This is a genomic window from Streptomyces sp. NPDC093568 (genome assembly GCF_044764945.1).
GTDB lineage: Bacteria > Actinomycetota > Actinomycetes > Streptomycetales > Streptomycetaceae > Streptomyces.
Map to the genome: position 1 here is coordinate 14,461 of NZ_JBIWJD010000028.1, position 18,673 is coordinate 33,133.

General features: G+C 67.6%; 21 protein-coding genes. 6 read left to right on the forward strand and 15 right to left on the reverse strand.

Annotated features, from left to right (window positions below; all coding sequences use genetic code 11):
- Positions 1-82 precede the first annotated feature (82 nt).
- The 8 genes from ACIRD7_RS42005 to ACIRD7_RS42040 all read right to left on the reverse strand — a co-directional run bounded on the left by ACIRD7_RS42005 (position 83) and on the right by ACIRD7_RS42040 (position 6,166).
- On the reverse strand, positions 83-412 hold the full coding sequence (locus ACIRD7_RS42005; protein ID WP_363678210.1) for an SMR family transporter: 330 nt from the start codon (positions 410-412) through the stop codon (positions 83-85).
- The gene (locus ACIRD7_RS42010; protein ID WP_002857204.1) at positions 412-756 is read right to left on the reverse strand and encodes a multidrug efflux SMR transporter; all 345 of its coding nucleotides are present in this window, start codon (positions 754-756) and stop codon (positions 412-414) included. Before ACIRD7_RS42010 ends, ACIRD7_RS42005 begins: the two co-directional genes overlap by 1 nt.
- Positions 753-1,283 carry a TetR/AcrR family transcriptional regulator gene (locus ACIRD7_RS42015; RefSeq protein ID WP_002857203.1) on the reverse strand — a complete coding sequence of 177 codons (531 nt, stop codon included), beginning with the start codon at positions 1,281-1,283 and terminating at the stop codon, positions 753-755. The genes ACIRD7_RS42010 and ACIRD7_RS42015 overlap by 4 nt, the downstream gene beginning before the upstream one ends.
- Before the next feature lie 191 nt (positions 1,284-1,474).
- A complete protein-coding gene (locus ACIRD7_RS42020) occupies positions 1,475-2,287 on the reverse strand; it encodes an AAA family ATPase (RefSeq protein WP_002857202.1) in 813 nt (270 codons plus the stop codon).
- On the reverse strand, positions 2,284-3,678 hold the full coding sequence (locus ACIRD7_RS42025; RefSeq protein ID WP_002857201.1) for a Mu transposase C-terminal domain-containing protein: 1,395 nt from the start codon (positions 3,676-3,678) through the stop codon (positions 2,284-2,286). Before ACIRD7_RS42025 ends, ACIRD7_RS42020 begins: the two co-directional genes overlap by 4 nt.
- 6 nt (positions 3,679-3,684) lie before the next feature.
- Positions 3,685-4,287 (reverse strand): recombinase family protein, encoded by a 603-nt coding sequence (locus ACIRD7_RS42030; RefSeq protein WP_002857200.1) that lies wholly within the window; start codon positions 4,285-4,287, stop codon positions 3,685-3,687.
- Positions 4,288-4,427: 140 nt separating this feature from the next.
- On the reverse strand, positions 4,428-5,012 hold the full coding sequence (locus ACIRD7_RS42035) for a uracil-DNA glycosylase family protein (RefSeq protein WP_002854173.1): 585 nt from the start codon (positions 5,010-5,012) through the stop codon (positions 4,428-4,430).
- On the reverse strand, positions 5,009-6,166 hold the full coding sequence (locus ACIRD7_RS42040) for a TDT family transporter (RefSeq protein WP_002854171.1): 1,158 nt from the start codon (positions 6,164-6,166) through the stop codon (positions 5,009-5,011). Before ACIRD7_RS42040 ends, ACIRD7_RS42035 begins: the two co-directional genes overlap by 4 nt.
- A 70-nt stretch (positions 6,167-6,236) precedes the next feature.
- Between ACIRD7_RS42040 and ACIRD7_RS42045 the strand changes: the two genes are divergently transcribed.
- On the forward strand, positions 6,237-7,163 hold the full coding sequence (locus ACIRD7_RS42045; RefSeq protein WP_002854169.1) for a LysR family transcriptional regulator: 927 nt from the start codon (positions 6,237-6,239) through the stop codon (positions 7,161-7,163).
- Here ACIRD7_RS42045 and eno read toward each other — a convergent pair.
- The 6 genes from eno to ACIRD7_RS42075 all read right to left on the reverse strand — a co-directional run bounded on the left by eno (position 7,148) and on the right by ACIRD7_RS42075 (position 11,275).
- Positions 7,148-8,482, reverse strand: a complete 1,335-nt coding sequence (eno, locus tag ACIRD7_RS42050) for a phosphopyruvate hydratase (RefSeq protein ID WP_002854168.1) — start codon at positions 8,480-8,482, stop codon at positions 7,148-7,150. The genes ACIRD7_RS42045 and eno overlap by 16 nt on opposite strands.
- Positions 8,483-8,624: 142 nt before the next feature.
- Positions 8,625-9,110 (reverse strand): inorganic diphosphatase, encoded by a 486-nt coding sequence (locus ACIRD7_RS42055; RefSeq protein ID WP_002854167.1) that lies wholly within the window; start codon positions 9,108-9,110, stop codon positions 8,625-8,627.
- 47 nt (positions 9,111-9,157) lie between these two features.
- On the reverse strand, positions 9,158-9,529 hold the full coding sequence (locus ACIRD7_RS42060; protein WP_002854166.1) for a CrcB family protein: 372 nt from the start codon (positions 9,527-9,529) through the stop codon (positions 9,158-9,160).
- The gene (locus ACIRD7_RS42065) at positions 9,526-10,029 is read right to left on the reverse strand and encodes a CrcB family protein (RefSeq protein ID WP_002854165.1); all 504 of its coding nucleotides are present in this window, start codon (positions 10,027-10,029) and stop codon (positions 9,526-9,528) included. Before ACIRD7_RS42065 ends, ACIRD7_RS42060 begins: the two co-directional genes overlap by 4 nt.
- On the reverse strand, positions 10,026-10,763 hold the full coding sequence (locus ACIRD7_RS42070; protein WP_063718739.1) for a 2,3-diphosphoglycerate-dependent phosphoglycerate mutase: 738 nt from the start codon (positions 10,761-10,763) through the stop codon (positions 10,026-10,028). The genes ACIRD7_RS42065 and ACIRD7_RS42070 overlap by 4 nt, the downstream gene beginning before the upstream one ends.
- 5 nt (positions 10,764-10,768) lie before the next feature.
- Complete coding sequence (locus ACIRD7_RS42075) at positions 10,769-11,275, reverse strand: universal stress protein (RefSeq protein WP_002854163.1); 507 nt, start codon at positions 11,273-11,275, stop codon at positions 10,769-10,771.
- 324 nt (positions 11,276-11,599) lie between these two features.
- Between ACIRD7_RS42075 and ACIRD7_RS42080 the strand changes: the two genes are divergently transcribed.
- The 5 genes from ACIRD7_RS42080 (at position 11,600) to ACIRD7_RS42100 (ending at position 15,284) form a co-directional block, all read left to right on the forward strand.
- Positions 11,600-12,154 carry a recombinase family protein gene (locus ACIRD7_RS42080; protein ID WP_403461356.1) on the forward strand — a complete coding sequence of 185 codons (555 nt, stop codon included), beginning with the start codon at positions 11,600-11,602 and terminating at the stop codon, positions 12,152-12,154.
- Between the two features lie 54 nt (positions 12,155-12,208).
- Complete coding sequence (locus ACIRD7_RS42085; protein WP_002854161.1) at positions 12,209-12,721, forward strand: helix-turn-helix domain-containing protein; 513 nt, start codon at positions 12,209-12,211, stop codon at positions 12,719-12,721.
- Complete coding sequence (locus tag ACIRD7_RS42090; protein WP_002854160.1) at positions 12,721-13,359, forward strand: PIN domain-containing protein; 639 nt, start codon at positions 12,721-12,723, stop codon at positions 13,357-13,359. Before ACIRD7_RS42085 ends, ACIRD7_RS42090 begins: the two co-directional genes overlap by 1 nt.
- Positions 13,360-13,443: 84 nt before the next feature.
- Complete coding sequence (locus tag ACIRD7_RS42095; RefSeq protein WP_002854159.1) at positions 13,444-14,184, forward strand: hypothetical protein; 741 nt, start codon at positions 13,444-13,446, stop codon at positions 14,182-14,184.
- Positions 14,185-14,240: 56 nt separating this feature from the next.
- On the forward strand, positions 14,241-15,284 hold the full coding sequence (locus ACIRD7_RS42100) for an XRE family transcriptional regulator (protein WP_403461357.1): 1,044 nt from the start codon (positions 14,241-14,243) through the stop codon (positions 15,282-15,284).
- Between the two features lie 60 nt (positions 15,285-15,344).
- Here ACIRD7_RS42100 and ACIRD7_RS42105 read toward each other — a convergent pair whose 3' ends face one another.
- Complete coding sequence (locus ACIRD7_RS42105; RefSeq protein WP_002857219.1) at positions 15,345-18,164, reverse strand: DNA methyltransferase; 2,820 nt, start codon at positions 18,162-18,164, stop codon at positions 15,345-15,347.
- Positions 18,165-18,673 lie beyond the last annotated feature (509 nt).

Sequence of the window (18,673 nt, forward strand, 5' to 3'; positions counted from 1 at the left end):
GGACATCGTGCCGCCGCAGGCTCTGAGGCGCCGGCGGCCGCGGATCGCGCCTGAGATGGATCGGCGGCCACCGGCGCGGGGGTCAGTGCGCGGCTCCGAGCTCGATCATGAGCACCCCGACGATGATCAGGCCGATACCGGCCGCCATCACCTTGGTCAGCGGTTCCTTGAAGAGGATGCGGCTGAGGACCGCGGTGAGCGCGACACCGGACGCGGCCCAGATGCCGTAGGTGACTCCGAGGGCCAGGCCCTCCACGAGGGCCATGGTGATGCCGAAGAACGCGATGCCGTAGCCGCCGAGGACGGCGAGCAGCCACAGGCCCTTCTTCTTGGAGCCGGAGGTCGCCATGCGCAGCGAGAGGGTGCCGGCGACCTCGAAGATGATCGCGATGATGAGGAACAGGTAGGCCATCAGACGGTCCCTTCACGCTTCTTCGTCGCGGCCTGCGAGCCGAGCTCGACGCACAGGACCCCGCCGATGACGACGGCGATGCCGAGGGTCATCAGCGCGGTCAGCGGCTCTCCGAAGATGACTGCGGAGAGGATCGCGGTCAGGGCCACTCCGGCGGCTCCCCAGATGCCGTACCCGACGCCGAGGGGCATGCCCTGCTTGAGCGCGCCGGCCAGGAGCGTGAACGTTCCGATGTAGCCGACCGCGACGAGCGCGAAGAATCCGGGGGCGTCGACGGCAGCTTTCAGTGACAGGGAGCCTGTCACCTCGAGCGCGATCGCCCCGGCGAGGAACACCCACTTCATTTCTGTACTCCTTCATCGATCAGTCGTTGGGCGATGCCGCGCACGAGTGCACGCTGCTCACCGGTCATGCTCAGAAGTCCGAGCGCCTGGTCGGTCCAGGCGCCGTCAGCGATCAGACGCGCCGACTGCAACGCGGCTTTCTGGCCAGCGTCGCCGGGTGCGTCCTCCCCGAACCAGGGCCGCAGGCGCTCCCGCCACTGGGCGGCGAGAGTGTCGCGCAGCTTCACATCCGCGAGCAGCGCGAGATCGCCCCCGTCGAAATCGGAGAGCACCTCGAAGTCCACATACGCGCGCAGCCGCTCGACCGGATCGGTGACCTCCCCGATCGTCGCGGCGAGCTGTCCCTCCCAGAGGTCCATCACCCGATTGACGACGCCGACCATCAGCGCCTCCTTCGAGGAGAAGTGATGCACCACCCCCGCCTTACTCATGCCTGCTTCGGAGGCGACGGAATCGATCGTCACCACGCCACCGCGCCGCAGCACGGCGATCGCATCATCGAGCAGCTGCTCGGTCGTCTTTGCCATGCCCCGAGAGTACCGACCAAACGTTTGGTCGGTCAAGTGACATAGCGCTATGGGTAGCAGGCGTCCCGTAAGGGGATCGCTTACCGGCACACACAGATACGACGCCGAGCGCCGCGAAAATCCGCGGCGCCGAGTGTCCCGTGTGAGCAGCTTCGCTCTGTGTCGCGGTTTTCGCTGCGTTCCGTGTCGGGTTAGGTGGTGCCGATGACGAGGGTGCTGCGGGCGGCTTCGACGACGTCGTTGGTGATGACGTCGAGCTCGTTGATCTTCAGGACACGTTGAATCTGTGGGAGGAGACGTTCGAGGAGACGGAAGTTGCCGCGGGTGATGCGTTCGACGGCGGCGATGGCTTGCGCGTCAGTGAAGTCGTCGGGGTCGAGGGTCTTGCCGAGCTTGCGCCATTGACGTTCGAGGACGAACAGCAGCTCGTCGTGGCCGAGGGGGCGGTACTGGTGGGCGAACCCGAGTCGGCTGTAGAGCTGTGGGTAGTGAGTGAACTGCTTCTCGATGCCGGGCATGCCGATCAGGATCATCGCGATGCCTGTTCGGTCGTACTGGTCGCGGAGCCACTCGATGGCGTTGCCGGTGAGGCGTTCGGACTCATCGATGATGATCAGCTCGAGCAGTGACGGGTTGGGGCCGTGCGCGTGGTCGACGTGGCCGCCGTGGAGGACGAGGTGTTCCTCGATGCAGCGTTCGGTGCGGATCATGTCGTGCCGGAGGTCCTCTTGCAGGGCGCGCATCGTCGCGGAGACCTCGGGCGTGTAGAAGACGGTCCGGGCGCGGTGGGCCGCGGCATAGATCTTGGTGTCGTCTTCACTGCGTGCGGCCCACCTGGCGATGAACGGGCCGATGCTGTCCCAGTGCGCGTAGCGGCGCGCTGAGAGGGTCTTGCCGACGCCGGCGGGCCCGAAGCAGACGCCGATGGTGTTCTGCTTCCGGACCGCGTCGGCAAACTCTGCGAACCGGCGGTGCTCCTTGGTGACGATGAACTGGCTCGTCATGACCGGTCCTCCTCGTAGGTCTTCAGTCGCGGCCGATCCGTCTCGACGGCTGCCGGTGTGGTGGTGTCGTCGAGTTTGGGATTGACGATCGCGATGCGTTCGTGGATCTGCCCGCGTAAAGCCCGGCGGTGAGCGTTCCTGGCGGCTTGGATCTGCTTGAGGCTGATCGTCTCGGTCTGGTGCTCGGTGCTGATCGCGGTGCAGAGGAACACGTCGCGGTGGAAGACGCGGATCTCGGTGACGTCGCGTGGGTCGTACCGGACACTCACGGTGCTACCGACGAACGGCGCGAGAGTGGCCGCGGTGTAGCGGAGGCCCTCGAAGTGGATGCCATCGCGCTGCACGACCCGCGTCGTGGGGACGGTGAGCAGGAACCCGTCGAGCTGTTCAAGGGACTCCGGGAGCCGTGGCAGCCACCCGTCTGCAATCCACGCGTGCAGTGGGCTCGTCCGGAGCTCGCGGTGGGTGCGGGCGTTGTAGCTGCGGATGAACGTGCTGATGGCACTGTCGACGCCGCCGAGATCCAGCGCCGGCGTCGGCGCCGAGGATCCGGCTGCGAAATGGCCGGGGAGCGTTGGGAGCAGTTCGGTGTTGATCGTGCCGAAGAACCGCTCGATCTTCCCGCGCCCCTGGGGCCGGGCGACCTGCGAGTGGATGATGCGGAGGTGCAGCACAGCGGCGGTGTCGCCGAGACGATGGCTGGTGAAGTCGGACCCGTGGTCCGTGTAGAGCACGTCCGGGATCCCGCAGACGGGCCAGTCCGGTTCCGGCTTGTGCCAGATCGCTTGGCGCAGCGCGAGCGCGGTGTTCGCCGCTGACGGGGCACCGAGGAACACCATGTACCCGCAGATCGCGCGGGAGTAGTCGTCGAGGATCACCGTCAACCACGGCCGTGCGGGCTTGCCGTTGGGCCCGACGATGAGCAGGTCAAGCATCGTGTGGTCCGCCTGCCAGATCGCGTTCGGGCGGTCCGCGCGACGTCGGAGCAGCAGCTCGTGTTTGTCACGGTATGACGCTGGCCCCTCGAGTGCGAGCGTCACCATTCCGGGATCGAGCCCGTTCACGATCGACCGCACGGCGGAGTACGACGGCGACGGCAGTCCCCGTTCAGCGCAGTGGACGCCAACCTGACGGTGAATGGTGGCGATCGACGGCCGCGGCTTGGTGAGCGCAAGCCCTTCGACCAGGCGGACGAGTTCCGGTGCTGTGCGTCGGACGCCATGGTCGGCGCGAGCGTCGTCGGCGAGGGCGGCGTATCCGCCTGTCCGGTAGCGGGCGAGCCAGCGTTGCAGGGTGCGCTCGGTGACGCCCGTGCTGCGGGCCAGAGTGGCAAGCGGGATTGCGTCCTCGACGTGCAGTCGAAGGATTCGCCACCGCTCGCTCGCGTCCATGACCGGCTACATCGTCGGTGAGGGCTTTGCGCGTCGGCGGGCGACGGGTTCGGCGTGCTTCGCGAGCGTCCGGTAGATGGTGGTGCGGCTGACGCCGAGGACATCGCCGATCTGCGCGACGGTCATGTCCTGCTGTTCGTAGAGCCGGCGTGCGGTGCGCACCTGGTCCGCGGAGAGCCGAGATGGTCGGCCGCCGGTTCTGCCGCGGGCTCGGGCGGCGGCGAGGCCGGCGTTGGTGCGTTCCTTGATGAGGTCCCGTTCGAACTCCGCCAGCGCAGCGAAGACGTGGAACACAAGCCGGCCACCGGGTGAGGTGGTGTCAATGGTCTCCTGCAGCGACCGGAACCCGATGCCGCGTTCGGCGAGTGCGTGCAGCTGGTCGATGAGGTGCCGGATGGATCGACCGAGCCGGTCGAGTCGCCAGACGACGAGAGTGTCGCCGGGGCGGAGCTGGTCGAGGAGCTTGTCGAGCTCGGGCCGGTGTTGCAGCGACCCGGACATGGTGTCGACGAACACGCGGTAGCAGCCGGCGGCGCCCAGCGCGTCGATCTGTAGCGACGCGTCCTGGTCGGTGGTGGACACGCGCGCGTACCCGAGGAGGTGACCCATGGAGAGAACGTAGCGAAACTCGACCAGGAGGGGTAGTGGCGGCACGTAGATTCCGGGATTGGGTTCCGTTACAAGACACGCCGCCTCACACGCTGCCGAACCGTCGGCACGGGCAGTTGTAGCGGAGTCGTTCGTATTTGCTACAGCCGGTGAGTCAGCGCCGCGAGCCGGAGCGCTTGGACGGAACGTCGTTGTTGTTCCGCGCGATGGCGGCCGTTGGCCGGAGAGGGGTGTGGTGCCGCGATGACGGGTACGAGTCGGGGGTGCTCGTCCAGGGTGAGGTGCCGCATGACTCCGTTGAGGGCGGCGGTACCGTACGTGACGATGGCATCGAGCACGGGGAGCACCTTGAGCAGAGTTTCGAGGGCGTGTCGCCCCTCGTCGATGTCCACAGGTCGGACGCGGCCGAGAATCTCCCACGGGATGAGGTTCCAGCGGAGGTAGTCGTTGCGTGCGAGTCCGGACTCGATGCGGGCTGCGCGGAACGCGGCCGCGGTCGGGCCCGGGTTGTCCTCGCTGCAGATCGCCGTGTGCGCTGCGGCGATCGTCTGGGGGCCGGGCGACTGCATGAGGACCAGGACGCGGCTGGATGTGCCGCCGGATCTCGGGTCGAAGTTCGGGACGAACCGCCGTGAACCGTCGGGTGCGGTGCGCCATGCCTCGGCGAGGGCGTTCAGGGATCGAACGTCCGCGACCTCGTCCGCGAGTTCGTCGGGGGTGCTCATGCCGGCTGTGGTGGTGCGAGGAGTGTGCCGCGGATGACGGAGCCGTGGAAGGTGCGGACGGCAACGGTGATCCACGCGGCGACGAGGCCCACGTAGTAGACGACTGCGAGGACGGCGACGACGGTGAGTCCGGAGTGCAGGGCCAGGCCGTTCAGGCCGGTGACGCAGGTGCCGACGGGGAACGTGAATGACCACCAGGTCAGGCTGAACAGCAGGTGTTCGCGGGCGGTGCGGATGGTGATGGCGAGGGCGATGACGGTCCACAGCAGCGCGAAGCCGAGCATCGCGAACCCGTACACCAGCGCCACGACCAGCAGTGCGTGGGCGGTCGACGCGTCGACGACGGCGGGGGCGTTCGATGCGAGGAGGTTTACCGCGGTGATGGACTGTCCGACCGGTCCGAGGACGATCCACAGGGTCGGCACCATACCGGCGGCACCGACCTTGTGTTGCGCGAGACGGTTCCAGATCAGCGTAATGACGACCAGGGACGTGATGAGGCTGAGGCCGAAGAAGCCGTAGCAGGACCACAGCAGGGTCTCCCGTGCCTGCCCGGCGGGGGCATACGGCAGGAGGAGCGCACCGGTCGAGGCGGACACCATCGGCGGGACGATCGGCATCAGCCAGCCGCCGAACGCGGATTCGGGCGTGTTCTCGTGGCGGGTGAACGCCAGGTACGGCACCAGGACCGCGGTGAGCAGGCCGCCGATGGTGCCGATGGTCCAGAGGACCCAGTCGACGGTGACGGCGGCGGGGAGGCCGATCCAGTCCTTGCCGAGGAGGATCGTGCCGGCGCCGACGGTGAGGAACGCCATGGGCGGTGCGCCGTAGAAGTGGGAAATCACCGGGTTGAGGTGGTGCTTCGCTGCGGTGCTCCGGTAGCGGACCCAGTGCAGGACCGTCGCGATGGTGAGGGCGACGAGCAGGACCGCCGCGATCGCCCAGACGACCGTCGCCGCCGTGCGCAGACCGGGGAACTGCAGCGGTAACGACGCGGCCGCGACGGCGACGATCCCGGTCCCCATGATCGACGCGAACCAGTTCGGGGTCAGGTTCGACACGATCAGGCCGGGCCGCTCCAGCTCCCGGAACAGCCGCCGGTCGCGCACACCGTGCTCAGAGGCTGCGGGTGCGTGGGCGAGGTGAGCGGACATGCACCCATCGTGCGCGTGTGCCCCGTGGTTCGGGAACGGCGGACTCGTTGGCAGGGCACAATGGTTGCTTGTGGCACTGCGGCGGTTGACGGACCGGATCCTGGACCTCGACACCCTCGAGGTCCTCGTCCGCGTCGCGGAGACCGGGTCGTTGACCCGCGCGGCCGAGGTGTTGGGGGTGACACAGCAGGCGGTGTCTGCGCGCTTGCGTGCCGCGGAGCAGGCGACCGGTCAGCCGCTGGCGCACCGGACGGCATCCGGGACCGCGCTGACCGACGCCGGCCGGGTGGTGCTCGGTCTCGCCGTCCCGGTGTTGGAGGCCTCCCGGCGGCTTGAAGCAGGCGTCGCCGCGCTGCGGGAACCGGCGGGATCCCTCGTGATCGCAGCGTCGCAGACGATCGCCGAACTCCTGCTGCCCGGATGGCTGCTCACCCACCGTGCTGCCACGCCGGATGCGTCGGTGCGTTTGATCGCGGGGAACTCCGCCGACGTGACCGACCTCGTCCGTTCCGGCGCTGCCGACGTCGGGTTCACGGAGACTCCTGCTGCGCCGATTGGCCTCTCATCGTTGGTGGTCGATGAGGACGAACTCGTGGTCGTCGTCGCCCCGCACCATCCTTGGGCAAGCGCTTCGGCCATCACCTCGGATGACCTCGCGGAGACACCCCTGCTGCTCCGTGAGGAAGGGTCCGGCACCCGCTCCACGGTCGAAGCGTGGCTCGACGACGCGGGTCTGACCCTGGTCCCGCCGGCTGCAGTGCTGGAAACGACTGGCATCATCCGCGCCAACGCTCGAGCGGGCATCGCGCCCGCGGTGATGAGTCTCCGCACCGTCGACACTGACCTCGAAGACGGTGCCCTCGTCCGGGCGCTACTGCTCGGCCCGCCACTGATCCGGCCGCTGCGAGCGATCTGGTCAGGCCGCCCGGGGCCCGCTGTGACGGCGTTCCTGGACACTGCTCGCAGCTCGAGTACCGGTGGTCAGATCAGTCCGTAGGGCAGCTCCGGGTGCTGCTCGGCGATCTCGGTGAGCCGGTTGTACTTCGCGACGCGTTCCCCGCGGCCGGGTGCGCCGGACTTGATCTGCCCGGTGCCGGTCCCGACAACGAGGTCCGCGATGAACGTGTCCGTGGTCTCCCCAGAACGGTGGGAGACCATGCTGGCCATCCCGATGCTCTTGGCGGTGGCGATCGCGCCGAGGGTCTGGGAGACGGTCCCGATCTGGTTCGGCTTGATCAGTGCCGCGTTCGTCAGCTGCTGCTCGCCGCCGTCGCGGATCCGCTGTGGGTCGGTGACGTAGAGGTCGTCGCCGACGATCTGGATCCGGTCGCCGAGCGCCGCTTGCATGCGGCGGAACCCCTCATGGTCGTCTTCCGCGAACGCGTCTTCGATGCTCCGGATCGGATACGTGTCGATGAGGTGCCGGTAGTAGTCGACCAGCCCGTCCCGGTCGAGGCTGTCGTTGAGCACCCGGTAGGAGCCGTCGCCCTGGGAGAACTCGTTCGCGGCCGGATCGAGCGCGATCGCCACCTGATCGACGCCCGGCTCGTAGCCGGCGGTACGGATCGCGTCGACGAGCAGGTCGAGCGCTTCCTCGGGCGCAGCGATCGACGGTGCGAAACCGCCCTCGTCGCCGAGGCCGAGGCTGCCGAACCGGTCCCGAACCAGCGCCGCGAGAGCGTGGTACACGTCTGCGCCGATTCGGACGGCGTCTGCCATCGAGCCTGCGTTGACGGGAGCGATCATGAACTCCTGGAAGTCCAGCTCGTTCGCTGCGTGCGCGCCGCCGTTGAGGACGTTGAAGTGCGGGACCGGCATCCGCGGCGTCGAGCCGGTGATCTCAGCGATCCACTGCCAGAGCGGGAGGTCCGCGGCATGGGCGAGGGCCCTGGATGCGGCGATCGAGGTGGCGACAACGCTGTTCGCGCCGAGCCGGCGGTACCCGGTGGTGCCGTCGAGTTCGGCAAGGGCGGCGTCGATCTGCCCGATCGCCGACCACGACCGGCCGGTGAGGAGCCCTGAGATGTCGGTGTCGATCAGGTGGAGCGCCTGGGTGACGTCGCGGCCGCCGAACGCGGAACCGCCGTCGCGGAGCTCGACGGCTTCGTGGGCGCCGGTGGATGCGCCCGCGGGGGCGTCCCCGGTGACGGTGCGGCCGTCGTCGAGCTCGAGGGACACGCGGACGGTCGGGTAGCCGCGGGAGTCGAGGATGCGGGCGCCGTGGACGGCGTCGATGGTGACGGGGTGGTCGTGGTGGGTGACGTACTCACCCTGATGGGCTCCGTGGTGGTGGATGCCGCTGATGTAGTCGTTCATGGTGACGCTCCTTCGGTTCGGTTCGGGTCATGCGTCGAGCTGGTCTGTGGTTGGAAGGGGAAGCCGCGGGGAGGCGGAGGGACGACCTGCTGGCGATCACTCAGCGCCAGTGCCTCCCCGCGGCAGTCTGTGGACCCGTGGGTCACGGGTGTCGGGTGTGGGCGTTCTGTGCGGTGCGGATGACGGCTTCGGCAGCAGCACGGTCGGCCCACCCGTTGGTGGTGACGTGCTTGCCGTGCTCGATCTCCTTGTAGTGGGCGAAGAAGTGCTCGATCTCCGCCAGCGTGTGTTCCGGCACATCGGTGATGTCCCGCAGCTGCGCGAAGCGGTCGTCGCCAGCGGGAACGGTGAGGATCTTGTCGTCGCCGCCGTTCTCGTCGACCATGCGCAGCATCCCGACCGGCCGGACCGTGATGACGACGCCGGGGAACGTGGGACGGGGCAGGAGCACCAGGGCGTCGAGGGGGTCGCCGTCATCGCCGAGGGTGTTGTCGATGGAGCCGTAGTCCTGGGGGAACACCATGCTGGTGAACACCGCCCGGTCGAGCCGGATCCGGCCGGTGGTGTGGTCGACCTCGTACTTGTTGCCGCTGCCGCGGGGAATCTCGATCGTGACGTCGAACAGCATGGGTACCTCCGGTGCTGGAGCGGGTGGGTGGTCAGTGAGTGGGGTGGTCACAGGGTGCCGCCGAGGAGGATGCCGGCGGTCGCGGCGGCGACGGAGACGACGAGCATTCCGAGACCGTTGATCGCGGCGGCGGTGATCCGTCCGCTGCGGGCGAGGCGGACGGTTTCGAAGCTGGCGGTGCTGAACGTGGTGTAGCCGCCCATCACCCCGGTGCCGAGGACCGCGACCGGCACCGCGCCGAGGTGCGTGGCGGCGCCGACGATGATCCCCAGCAGCAGCGACCCGGTGATGTTGATCGTCAGCGTGCCGACGGGGAGCCGGAACTCCCGGCCGGTGTTGATCAGCCCGTCGAGGAGGAACCGACCGGCAGCGCCGGCACCGCCACCGAGGGCGACGACGACGATGAGGGCGGCGTTCATGCTTCCTCCGTTCGGGGACGGAACCAGCCGGCGACGACGAGACCGCAGGCGGTCGCGATCGCGCCGGATAGGACAGTGAGGAGCGCGTAGCCGGTGCCAGCGAGGCCGTGGCCGTCGAGGAACAGGGCGGCGGTGGACTCGGCGAGGGTGCTGTAGGTGGTGAACCCGCCGAGGACCCCTGTCCCGAGGAGCAGCCGCAGCACCCTCCGGCGACCGGCATCGGGCCCACGGTGCGCGAGCGCTTCCAACAGCACACCGAGGGCCAGCGCCCCGGTGATGTTGATCCAGAAGATCGACCAACTCACCCCGCCATCGGCAGGGAGCACGCTACTGATGACGTCGCGGAGGGCAGTACCGCCGGCCCCACCGACGGCGACGAGGCCGACGTACCGCCACCGCAGATGCACCGGCCGCATGGTCGTTGCCGGGTCGGAGACGTCGACGTCCGGGTCGGGAGGGAGCTGGTCGTCGGGCATCGGGGTGTCCGTTCGGGTGGTCATGTTCCGCCTTCTGCCGCGACCAGCGCCGCGGCGTGCTGTGCTGCTACCGGATCCAGGAACGCCCCACCCCGCGGGACGAGAGCACCCGTCGGGGCGAGGTGGTACTGCACGGGTTGCCCGGTCGGCAGGTTGAGCTGCTCGAGCTCCGGGTCGGTGAGGTCGTCGATGCATGCGCAGAGTGCGCGGAGCGAGTTCCCGTGCGCGACGACGAGGACGCTCCGCCCTGACCGCACCATCGGCAGGAGCCGGTCGTGCAAGACGGGGCGGACCCGCTTGATGACGTCCGAGAGTGCCTCGGTGCGTCGGAGGGCGCCGTCGGGCAGGCCGCGCAGCGCGGAGCTCGACCGCAGTTCCTCCCACAGGTGCAGCGACATCGGTGGCGGTGTGCCGGTACGGGACCTGCGGAGCCGCACGTACTCGTCGTCACCGAGCATCCGACGGGCGTCGGTCTTCGTCATCCCGGTCAGGGCACCGTAGTTGCGTTCGTTGAGCTGCCACACCGCTTCCGTGGGCAGCTGTGTCCCGAGGGCGTCGCAGACCAGTTCGGCGGTGCGGACGGCACGGCGCAATGTGGAGGTGACCACGACGTCCGGCGTGATGTGGTTCGACCGGAGGAGCTGTCCGGCTGCGGATGCTTGCCGTTCGCCGCGGTGCGTGAGCGGGACGTCGAGGAGCCCGGTGAAGGTGCCGGCTTCGTTCGCGGTGCTCTCCCCATGCCGCAGGAGCGTCAGCATGCCCGTCACGGGGCTTCCGACGGGAGGAGGACGGTGGCGCCGACCGGGTCGTGCGGGACGACCAGTATCGGCCGGTGCTGCTGATGCGTCAGGTGCGCGGCGACGGACCCGGTGAGCAGTTCCGCTATCCGGCGTCGGCCAGCCTGGGATCCGACGACGATCATCACCGCGTCACGTTCCTCAGCCACCGCAGCGAGTGCGTGACTCGGGTCCCCGACGCGGGAGACGAAGTCCACGTCGACCGATCGCGCCGCAGCAAGATCTCTGATGACCCGCATGTCTTCGTCGGGGAGCTGCTGCGGGTCGCTGTCCGCCGTGTCCGGGTCGATCGGTTCGATGATCTCCGACCCGTCCGCACGCACCCCCGCTGACAGCAGCGCCGGATCGACGACCACACACACCAGGCGGGCGCTGAAGCGTTCAGCGACGGCAGCCGCGACACCGACGACGTCGTGCCCCTGCCCGGACTGCACACCGACCACGACAACACCGGCAGTGTTCGACTCGACCATGACATCTCCCTACCTCAGGCGCACAGAAGCGCAACCAGCTGAGATAGGGACTGTTGTCGACGAGTGTCGAGGTTGGGTCCGGCAAGCCCCACTGCCGGGTCCGAAGACACCACCAGTATGCACCCACCACCCCATGCCCGCACCGACGATCTTCCGCACCTCGAGAACCGGTCCGCTTCGTGACGCGGGACGACAGGGAGAGAAGCTTGAAGGACGACACAGAGCGAAGCTGTTCACAGCATCACGTCAGAGACGGTCCCAAACCGGGGCGTTGGACATAACTGACGGAGGGTCTTAAACGTGGTTGGACAGACTGTGGGGTACGTGCGAGTCAGCTCGGTTGAGCAGAACCTGGACCGCCAACTCGAGGCGGTGGGGGAGTGCGACCGGATCTTCGAGGACAAGATCTCGGGCAGCTCGAGGGCCAAGCGCACCGGGTTGGCTGAGCTGATGCGGTACGTCCGCGAGGGGGATCTGGTGAAGGTTGCCTCGATGGATCGGCTGGGACGGGACACCCGGGACCTTTACGCGATCGTGGATGAGCTCACCGGCAAGGGGTGTGCGGTGCAGTTCGTGGCCGAGCGGATCACCGTGGACAAGTCTGGCACCTCCCCGGTGGATGGGCTGATGTTGGGCATCCTGGCGGGGTTCGCGGAGTTCGAGCGACGGCGGATCAAGGAGCGCCAGGCTGAGGGCATCGCGTTGGCCAAGGCCCGCGGCAAGTACGTGCAGGCCCCGAAGCTCTCGGACACCGATGTGGAGCAGGCGCGGGTGATGATTCAGATGGGGATCCCGAAGGCGGAGGTGGCGCGCACGTTCGGGGTGAGCCGGCAGACGCTGTACACCTCGCTGGCTCGGGGTGTGGAGACGGGGGGCTGAGCCTGGCCTGGAAGAGGGTTGCGATTTTTTCGTTTCGTCTCCCATACTGCTTGCATGACCACCACGCTCAACGACAAGCACACGGTGATGCCTCCCACGGACCTGGAGGAGATGCTCGATTTGAGCAGGTTCCTGGGGGGCTTGACGCAGCCGGCCGCCCTGCTGGGACCTGACGGGCAGACCGTTCCTCTTCCGCTGGAGGCGTTCAACGTCCTGCGCGACGTGGTCGAGGCCATGCGGGTGGGCAAGGCCATCACCGTGGCCCCGGTCGATCAGATGCTCACCACTCAGGAGGCGGCCAACTTCCTGGGCATCAGCCGTCCCACGCTCGTGAAGCTGCTGGAGAGTGGGCAGCTCCCCTACGAGTTGCCCTCCGGGGGACGCCACCGGCGGCTGCGCCTGCAGGACGTGGTGGAGTACCAGGAACGGAAGCGCCGGGATCGTCGTGCTGCCCTGCAGGAGCTCGCGGGCTCGGCCTCGGAGGCGGGGTTGTACGCCGAGGACGCGGATCGCTACCGGGACGCGCTCCGGCAGGCGCGCCGCGACCTGGGGCAGGAGGCCGAGTAGTGGCGCGCTTCAGTGCCGTGCTCGACGCCTGCGTGCTGGTGCCCATCGCGCAGGCGGACACTCTGCTCTCCCTGGCAGACGCCGGCCTCTACCGGCCGTTGTGGAGTGAGCGGATCCTCGAGGAAACCATCCGTGCGCTGGAGACGATCCATCCGGACATGAAGGAGTCCGGGGCGGCCCGTCACCGCGCTGCCGTGATGAACGAAGCGTTCGACGATGCCTGCGTGGAAGGGTGGGAGGAGCTTCTGAGCGCGATCAGCCTGCCTGATGAGAACGACCGGCACGTGGTGGCCGCGGCGATCCAGGGGCGCGCGGATTTGATCGTGACGGCCAACCTCAAGGACTTCCCGACGGAGGTGCTGGGGCGGTTCAACCTGGAGGCCCAGCACCCGGACGAGTTCTTCGTGAACCAGCTCGACCTAGACCCCGCTGAGGTGATGCGTTCCTTGCAGGTGCAGGCATCGGCCACCCGCAACCCGGCTCTCACCGTGGCGGACATCCTCGCGAGCTTGGAGCGGTGCGACGCTTGGAGGTTTGCCGAGGCGGCCCGAGCTCAGACCTGGCGGCTGGAGAGCTCGCAGGTGGGAGGCGGAGGAGTCGCAGGCGGGGTTGCCCCACTGAGCAGTGCCGACCGATGAAGATTATACTTCAGTTTTCATCAAATTATGATCATTGGTGCTTCTCTTCTGGACTTGTCGAGGCGGCCATGCTTTACTGTCTGCGTGGATCGAGCCGAAGAAGCAGCCCAGGGCGCCTTGCACGCCATCACTATCGCCTGCACCGAGAGCGGCCTTACTGACGCCTTGCGCGGGCTGGTGCAGGAGGTCTACTCGATCAACCTCGCTCGATACGAGCCTGACGAGCTCGGTGACACTGCGAGGTCCCTCGGCTTCCAGGGCCACGAGAACATGACGGAGCGGGCCCTGCGGCGATTCCGCCACGATGACCGTGAGCGCGCCGACACTCACTGGAGCATTGACGGGCTTCATGTGGCTACTCCGCGGAACGTCCTCACCTTCGAGCTCGCGGGCGCGAGCTTTTTGACGATGAAGGTCCCACCTGCGCAGCGGCGTACTCCTGACTGGGAGGGTGGCATCGACTGGAGGCAGAAGAGTAACGCCCGGTTGGCGTTCGCCACCGAGAACTCGGAAGTTCTGAAGCACAGGACCCCTGCCACCGGCATGGTGCCTCTCTTCTCATTCTCTGGTGCCCCCGGAATTGTGCGGAAGTTCATGTTCCTCTGGGCAGGGGAAGCCAGCACCGGGCTGACCGCGGGCTGGCTGGCCGTTCCCGTGCTCGGTGAGAGGCCCTTCCTCGCCCATCAGAGGCTCTGGTGGGACACCGACCTCGACACGCAGGCCACGCCGACGCCCATGGCTGATCGTGGCCCGAACTTCGATGAGAGACCCGCAGCAGCCCTGTCGATGGCCCTCAAGCGGCGGCCTCAGGAAGGCCAGGCGTGACCCGACCTTCGCATCTCTCCGCTGCGGGTACGGACTTCGATGGCACTCGGCTCACTGTGGCTAGAAGGCTGCGCCGGAAGACCAAGGCGACTCTCGCCCGGGAAGTGGGAGTCACCCCCACGGCCATCGGGCAGTTCGAGAAGAACCTCTCGAAGCCGACTCAAGGCGTCCTGGCCCGGCTTTGCTTGCAACTGGGCCTGCCTCGGGAGTTCTTTGGCGCCGGACGACCTCTTGCGCTCTTGCCTGCGTCCGGGGCCCACTTCCGCTCGTTGCGCTCTACGTCTGCGGCGTCCAGGGAGCAGGCGCTGGCCTATGGCGAGCTGTGCCTGGAGCTGGTTGACCTGGTGGGTGCCTACGTCGACCTTCCTTCGGTGTCGCTGCCCGAACTGGAGCTACCCGAGGAGCTGACCGATGAGGCCATTGTTGAGGCGGCTCGGCTTACTCGTGCGGCGTGGGGCATCGCCCCTGGCCCTGTGCCATCGGTCGTCCAGGCTCTGGAAGCGCATGGAATCATCGCCTTGCGGTTGCCGACGGAGACGGATGCGGCTGTGGACGCGTTCTCGACATACTCCGGAGCAAGACCACTGGTTTTCCTCTCCCCGACCAAGGATGACAAAGCTCGTAGTCGGTTCGACGCGGCCCATGAGTTGGGCCATCTGGTTCTGCACCCCGACACGGAGCCTGGGTCGAAGCTAGTGGAGCAGCAGGCTCACCAGTTCGCCGCTGAGTTCCTCATGCCTCGAGACGAGATCGTTGAAGACCTGCCCCGGCGTATCAACTGGCCGGCGTTCCATGAGCTCAAGCGCCACTGGGGGGTCAGTCTGCGTGCCCTGGTTTACCGTGCTCACTCGCTGGGGCGGCTCTCCGAGGCCTCGTATCGACGTGCCAACCAGCAACTCTCCGTTTGGGGGCATCCCGAGCCCGGGCCTCTCGGCCCGGCAGAATCGCCGCAGGTGCTCGGGATCGCTCGGCAGCTGATCACTGATGGCGGGTACGACTTCGAGGCCATCATGGCCGCTGGCCGTATCGCTCCCGAGGTTACTGAAGCGGTCATGGATGCTGCCTCGACTGTGCGGCCGAAGTTGCAGTTCGTCGTCTGAGAGGGGCAGACCTCTACTCCGGCGCCGGTGCTTCTATTCCATCCGCCGTATAGGGCGTTGCTACGAGGTCAGCTCCGCATATCGGGTGAAGAGCAGCTCCTGACGTTCTAGCTCGGTACGGCACCGGCGGGGTGCTCCCATGATCTTGTCCATCACCGTGTCCAACCCGTCGTGGGCCCTCACCAGGACCGGGTCCATGCTCAGAGGTGCGTAGTGCTGAGCCAGGGATCGCTCGGGGTGGAGAGCCCGGGCTTCGAGGACGTTCTGGCCGGCCTTGGCCAGAGAGGCCCGGTCCTTGTTGGTCAGAGCAGGCAGGGGGAAACCGTTCCAGGTAATCGTGCTGGAGAAGGACAGGTCGGACTTCATACGTCCGCCGACGGTCTTCATCCAGGTGATGAACATCGAGGAGGAGGCCACGGCGAAGACGATGCCGTCGGGGTCCACGGCACCGTAGACCTTGTTGGAGATGATGACGTCGGGCTCGAAGTGGGCCACGGGCAGGTAGGCGCGCCCCTCACTGCTGACTTCTGGGATCCCGACGAAGGGCACATCGGAGACGAGGCCGCGCTGGCGGAACAGGTGGGGGAAGCGCGCCCAGTCCCGGGTGGAGGCGGCCTTGGACTTGGCCCGTTCGGCGGCGACACCCTCGAGGCGGCGCTTGAGCTCGGGGGAGTGGGAGGGCGCATCCGGGTCCATATCGGTCAGCCAGAGGCACCAGCGTTGCTGGCCGCGGATCAACTCGACCGCGCCGACGTAAGGGCGCACGTAGGGGGCCATCACGGGATCGGCCATCACGGCCTGGTACTGCTCTGCGGTGACGATGAGGTTGCCGGCATCGGCAGGCTTGGATCCGTAGGTGACCTCCGGAAGGTCGGGGGCGAGGGGGGTGCTTCGCTTGTCCACGAGGACGTTGGGTCCGTCCACCAGGTAGGCGTTGATCGTCTTCACCCCGGGCACCTCGCGGGCTTCACCGCGTGCATGCTCGTACTTGAACAGGCGCGCCTTGGCATTGGGGTCGCGGGTGAAGCCGATGATCACGCAGTGCACCGCGGCCTTGCCGGGGGCTTGAGAGTCCCACGCGAAGGTGCGGTGGGCGAACTTGATCCGCCAGCCGGCGGCGAAGATCGGGGCGAACAAGCGGGCTGGCTGGTCCCCCTGAACGATCGAGTTTGTGGTCACGAACGCCCACTCCCCATCCCGCTCAGCCAGCAGGCGCAGGGTCAGTGCGTGCCAGGAGGTCACGAAGTCCAGGCGGGAGAGCTGCTTGCCTTCTCCCCAGGCCGCCTGCATTAGCGCCAGCTGGGCAGCCGTGCGGGTGTGGTCACCTAGGAACGGGGGGTTGCCGAACACGAACGTGCGCCCGGCCGGGGCGGGGAGGGCCTGAGACCAGTCGAGGGTGAGCGCGTCGTGTTGGTAGATCGTGGCGGTGATCTTGATCGGCAGGCGTACCGGGGCCTGGCCGAGCGCGGCGGCCAGCTGCCGGTTGGCCTGGTGGTCCACGAGGAACATGGCGGTCTCGGCGATCTTGGCCGGCCACCAGTTGATCTCGATTCCGTAGAACCGGTCGATGTGGATCCGCTGGTCCAAGCTCACGTCTAGGGACAGGTCCTGGGACCCGGTGCGGCGGCGCTGGTCGGCCAGCAGGTCCGTCTCGATCTCGCGCAGCTTGGCGTAGGCCAGGTTCAAGAAGTTGCCGGCTCCGCAGGCCGGGTCGACGTAGATGTTGGCGGCCATCTCCTCGATCAGCCCGATCACCTCACGCCGGGTGGTGGTCTTGTTCTGGATGAGTCGGTCCGCTCGGGCGCGGTACTCGTCCAGGAAGAGCGGGCCGATGGTCTTGAGGATGTTCTCCTCGGAGGTGTAGTGCTCTCCGTCCCCGCGGCGGGCCTGCTTGGACTTGACCAGTTGGAACATGGAGCCGAATACGGCCGGGGAGATCTGGGTCCACCGGAACCGGCAGGCGGCCACGAGCGCGTCCCGGAAGTTGTTGGTGAGGAACCCGGCGGTGGAGGTGCCGTCGAAGATGCCGCCGTTGACGTAGGGGAAGCGGGCCAGGGAGTCCGGCACGCCGCGGCGCCGGTTCTCGGGGGTGTTGAGCACGCGGAAGAGCGCGTCGAGCTGGGGGCCGAGGTTGTCGGCGGTGGTGTCCCACTCCACCCAACGCTGGAACAGGTCGGCCTCCCACAGGCCGGCGTCGTCTCCGTAGAGCAGGAACAGCAGCCGGGTGAGCAGGATCGAGGCCTGCTGGGTGGCGAACTCCTCCTCTTCGGCGTCCTCGGGGGCCTCCTCGCCCACGGGTACGTCCACCTCGTCCCCGACGAGGGCGGTGAACATGGAGGCCATCAGCTGCGCGGCCGCGATGGAGGCCTCTTGTTCCTCGGCCTTGGTCACGGTGTCCCGGCCAGCCAGGAACATCAGCTCGTCCACGTGATCGGCGGCGTCCTGCACCGCGAACTCGGACACCCAGCCGGCCTCGCCCAGACGTTCGACACGGATGCGGGCGAAGTCGGTGACGAGCACGTACTTGGGCCACTCGTGCTGACCGATGGACCCGCCGGCCAGGTAGTCCAACGCCTGGGCGTGGGCGACATCGAGGTCGGCGTCCAGGGACTTGGCCTCGCCCAGGGCGACGCCGGACCAGAAGAAGTCGATGTAGCCGGCCCCACCGGTGGAGGCGCGCGCGGCCCCGCGCTCGAACAGGTCGATGCGCTCGGGGATCACCCCGAAAGCGCGCAGCAGGTCGGACCAGAACTGCTGGGCGAAGGACTTCTCCGTGTGGGTTTGTCCATCGGTCCGCCAGCGGTCGATGCGCTGACCCCAGGCATGTCCGAAGTCGTCCAGGGCTGCGCGGATGACGCCGCGATCTGCAAGTTGCTCCACAGGAGCAAGATACCGGGGGTGCCATGAACGCCCGCTCGAGATTCTTACTCCACTCCCGAGTGGGTCATTGTCCGTCTGGACCTGCTGGCTGAGTACATCGAACGATCGCAAGGGGTCTGTCGCCCTCCACCTGCTCTACAGCCCAGCGGCGCGACTCTTCTGCCCCTGCCTCACTCACCATGGGTCCCTCACCTTTCCACGCCGACGGATCCATGGTGAGCACACCCCCGGCCCCGCTGGGCAGGTGCCCTACGGCACCCGTTCAGCCAAGGCCCTGACCACCTCAGCGAGGTGCACACCCTCCCCTAAGCAACCGAGCGCAGCGAGGACATCAGCCCCCATGTTCACGCGTCACACCCACCCCGCCGATACGACGCCCGCAGACTCTCGGGGTGGGGCCCCCCCCCCGCCCGGGGGGGCCCCCCCCCCCCACCCCCCGGAAAAAACCCCCCCAAAAAAAATAGTTAAAACCCCAAGCTTGGTGAGGAGGTTGGTGGGGGGGGTGGGTG

Bases quoted from the DNA above. Each gene is read 5' to 3' on its own strand.
- ACIRD7_RS42005 (WP_363678210.1), bottom strand. From the start codon at position 412: ATGGCCTACCTGTTCCTCATCATCGCGATCATCTTCGAGGTCGCCGGC.
- ACIRD7_RS42010 (WP_002857204.1), bottom strand. From the start codon at position 756: ATGAAGTGGGTGTTCCTCGCCGGGGCGATCGCGCTCGAGGTGACAGGC.
- ACIRD7_RS42015 (WP_002857203.1), bottom strand. From the start codon at position 1,283: ATGGCAAAGACGACCGAGCAGCTGCTCGATGATGCGATCGCCGTGCTG.
- ACIRD7_RS42020 (WP_002857202.1), bottom strand. From the start codon at position 2,287: ATGACGAGCCAGTTCATCGTCACCAAGGAGCACCGCCGGTTCGCAGAG.
- ACIRD7_RS42025 (WP_002857201.1), bottom strand. From the start codon at position 3,678: ATGGACGCGAGCGAGCGGTGGCGAATCCTTCGACTGCACGTCGAGGAC.
- ACIRD7_RS42030 (WP_002857200.1), bottom strand. From the start codon at position 4,287: ATGGGTCACCTCCTCGGGTACGCGCGCGTGTCCACCACCGACCAGGAC.
- ACIRD7_RS42035 (WP_002854173.1), bottom strand. From the start codon at position 5,012: ATGAGCACCCCCGACGAACTCGCGGACGAGGTCGCGGACGTTCGATCC.
- ACIRD7_RS42040 (WP_002854171.1), bottom strand. From the start codon at position 6,166: ATGTCCGCTCACCTCGCCCACGCACCCGCAGCCTCTGAGCACGGTGTG.
- eno (WP_002854168.1), bottom strand. From the start codon at position 8,482: ATGAACGACTACATCAGCGGCATCCACCACCACGGAGCCCATCAGGGT.
- ACIRD7_RS42055 (WP_002854167.1), bottom strand. From the start codon at position 9,110: ATGCTGTTCGACGTCACGATCGAGATTCCCCGCGGCAGCGGCAACAAG.
- ACIRD7_RS42060 (WP_002854166.1), bottom strand. From the start codon at position 9,529: ATGAACGCCGCCCTCATCGTCGTCGTCGCCCTCGGTGGCGGTGCCGGC.
- ACIRD7_RS42065 (WP_002854165.1), bottom strand. From the start codon at position 10,029: ATGACCACCCGAACGGACACCCCGATGCCCGACGACCAGCTCCCTCCC.
- ACIRD7_RS42070 (WP_063718739.1), bottom strand. From the start codon at position 10,763: ATGCTGACGCTCCTGCGGCATGGGGAGAGCACCGCGAACGAAGCCGGC.
- ACIRD7_RS42075 (WP_002854163.1), bottom strand. From the start codon at position 11,275: ATGGTCGAGTCGAACACTGCCGGTGTTGTCGTGGTCGGTGTGCAGTCC.
- ACIRD7_RS42085 (WP_002854161.1), top strand. From the start codon at position 12,209: ATGACCACCACGCTCAACGACAAGCACACGGTGATGCCTCCCACGGAC.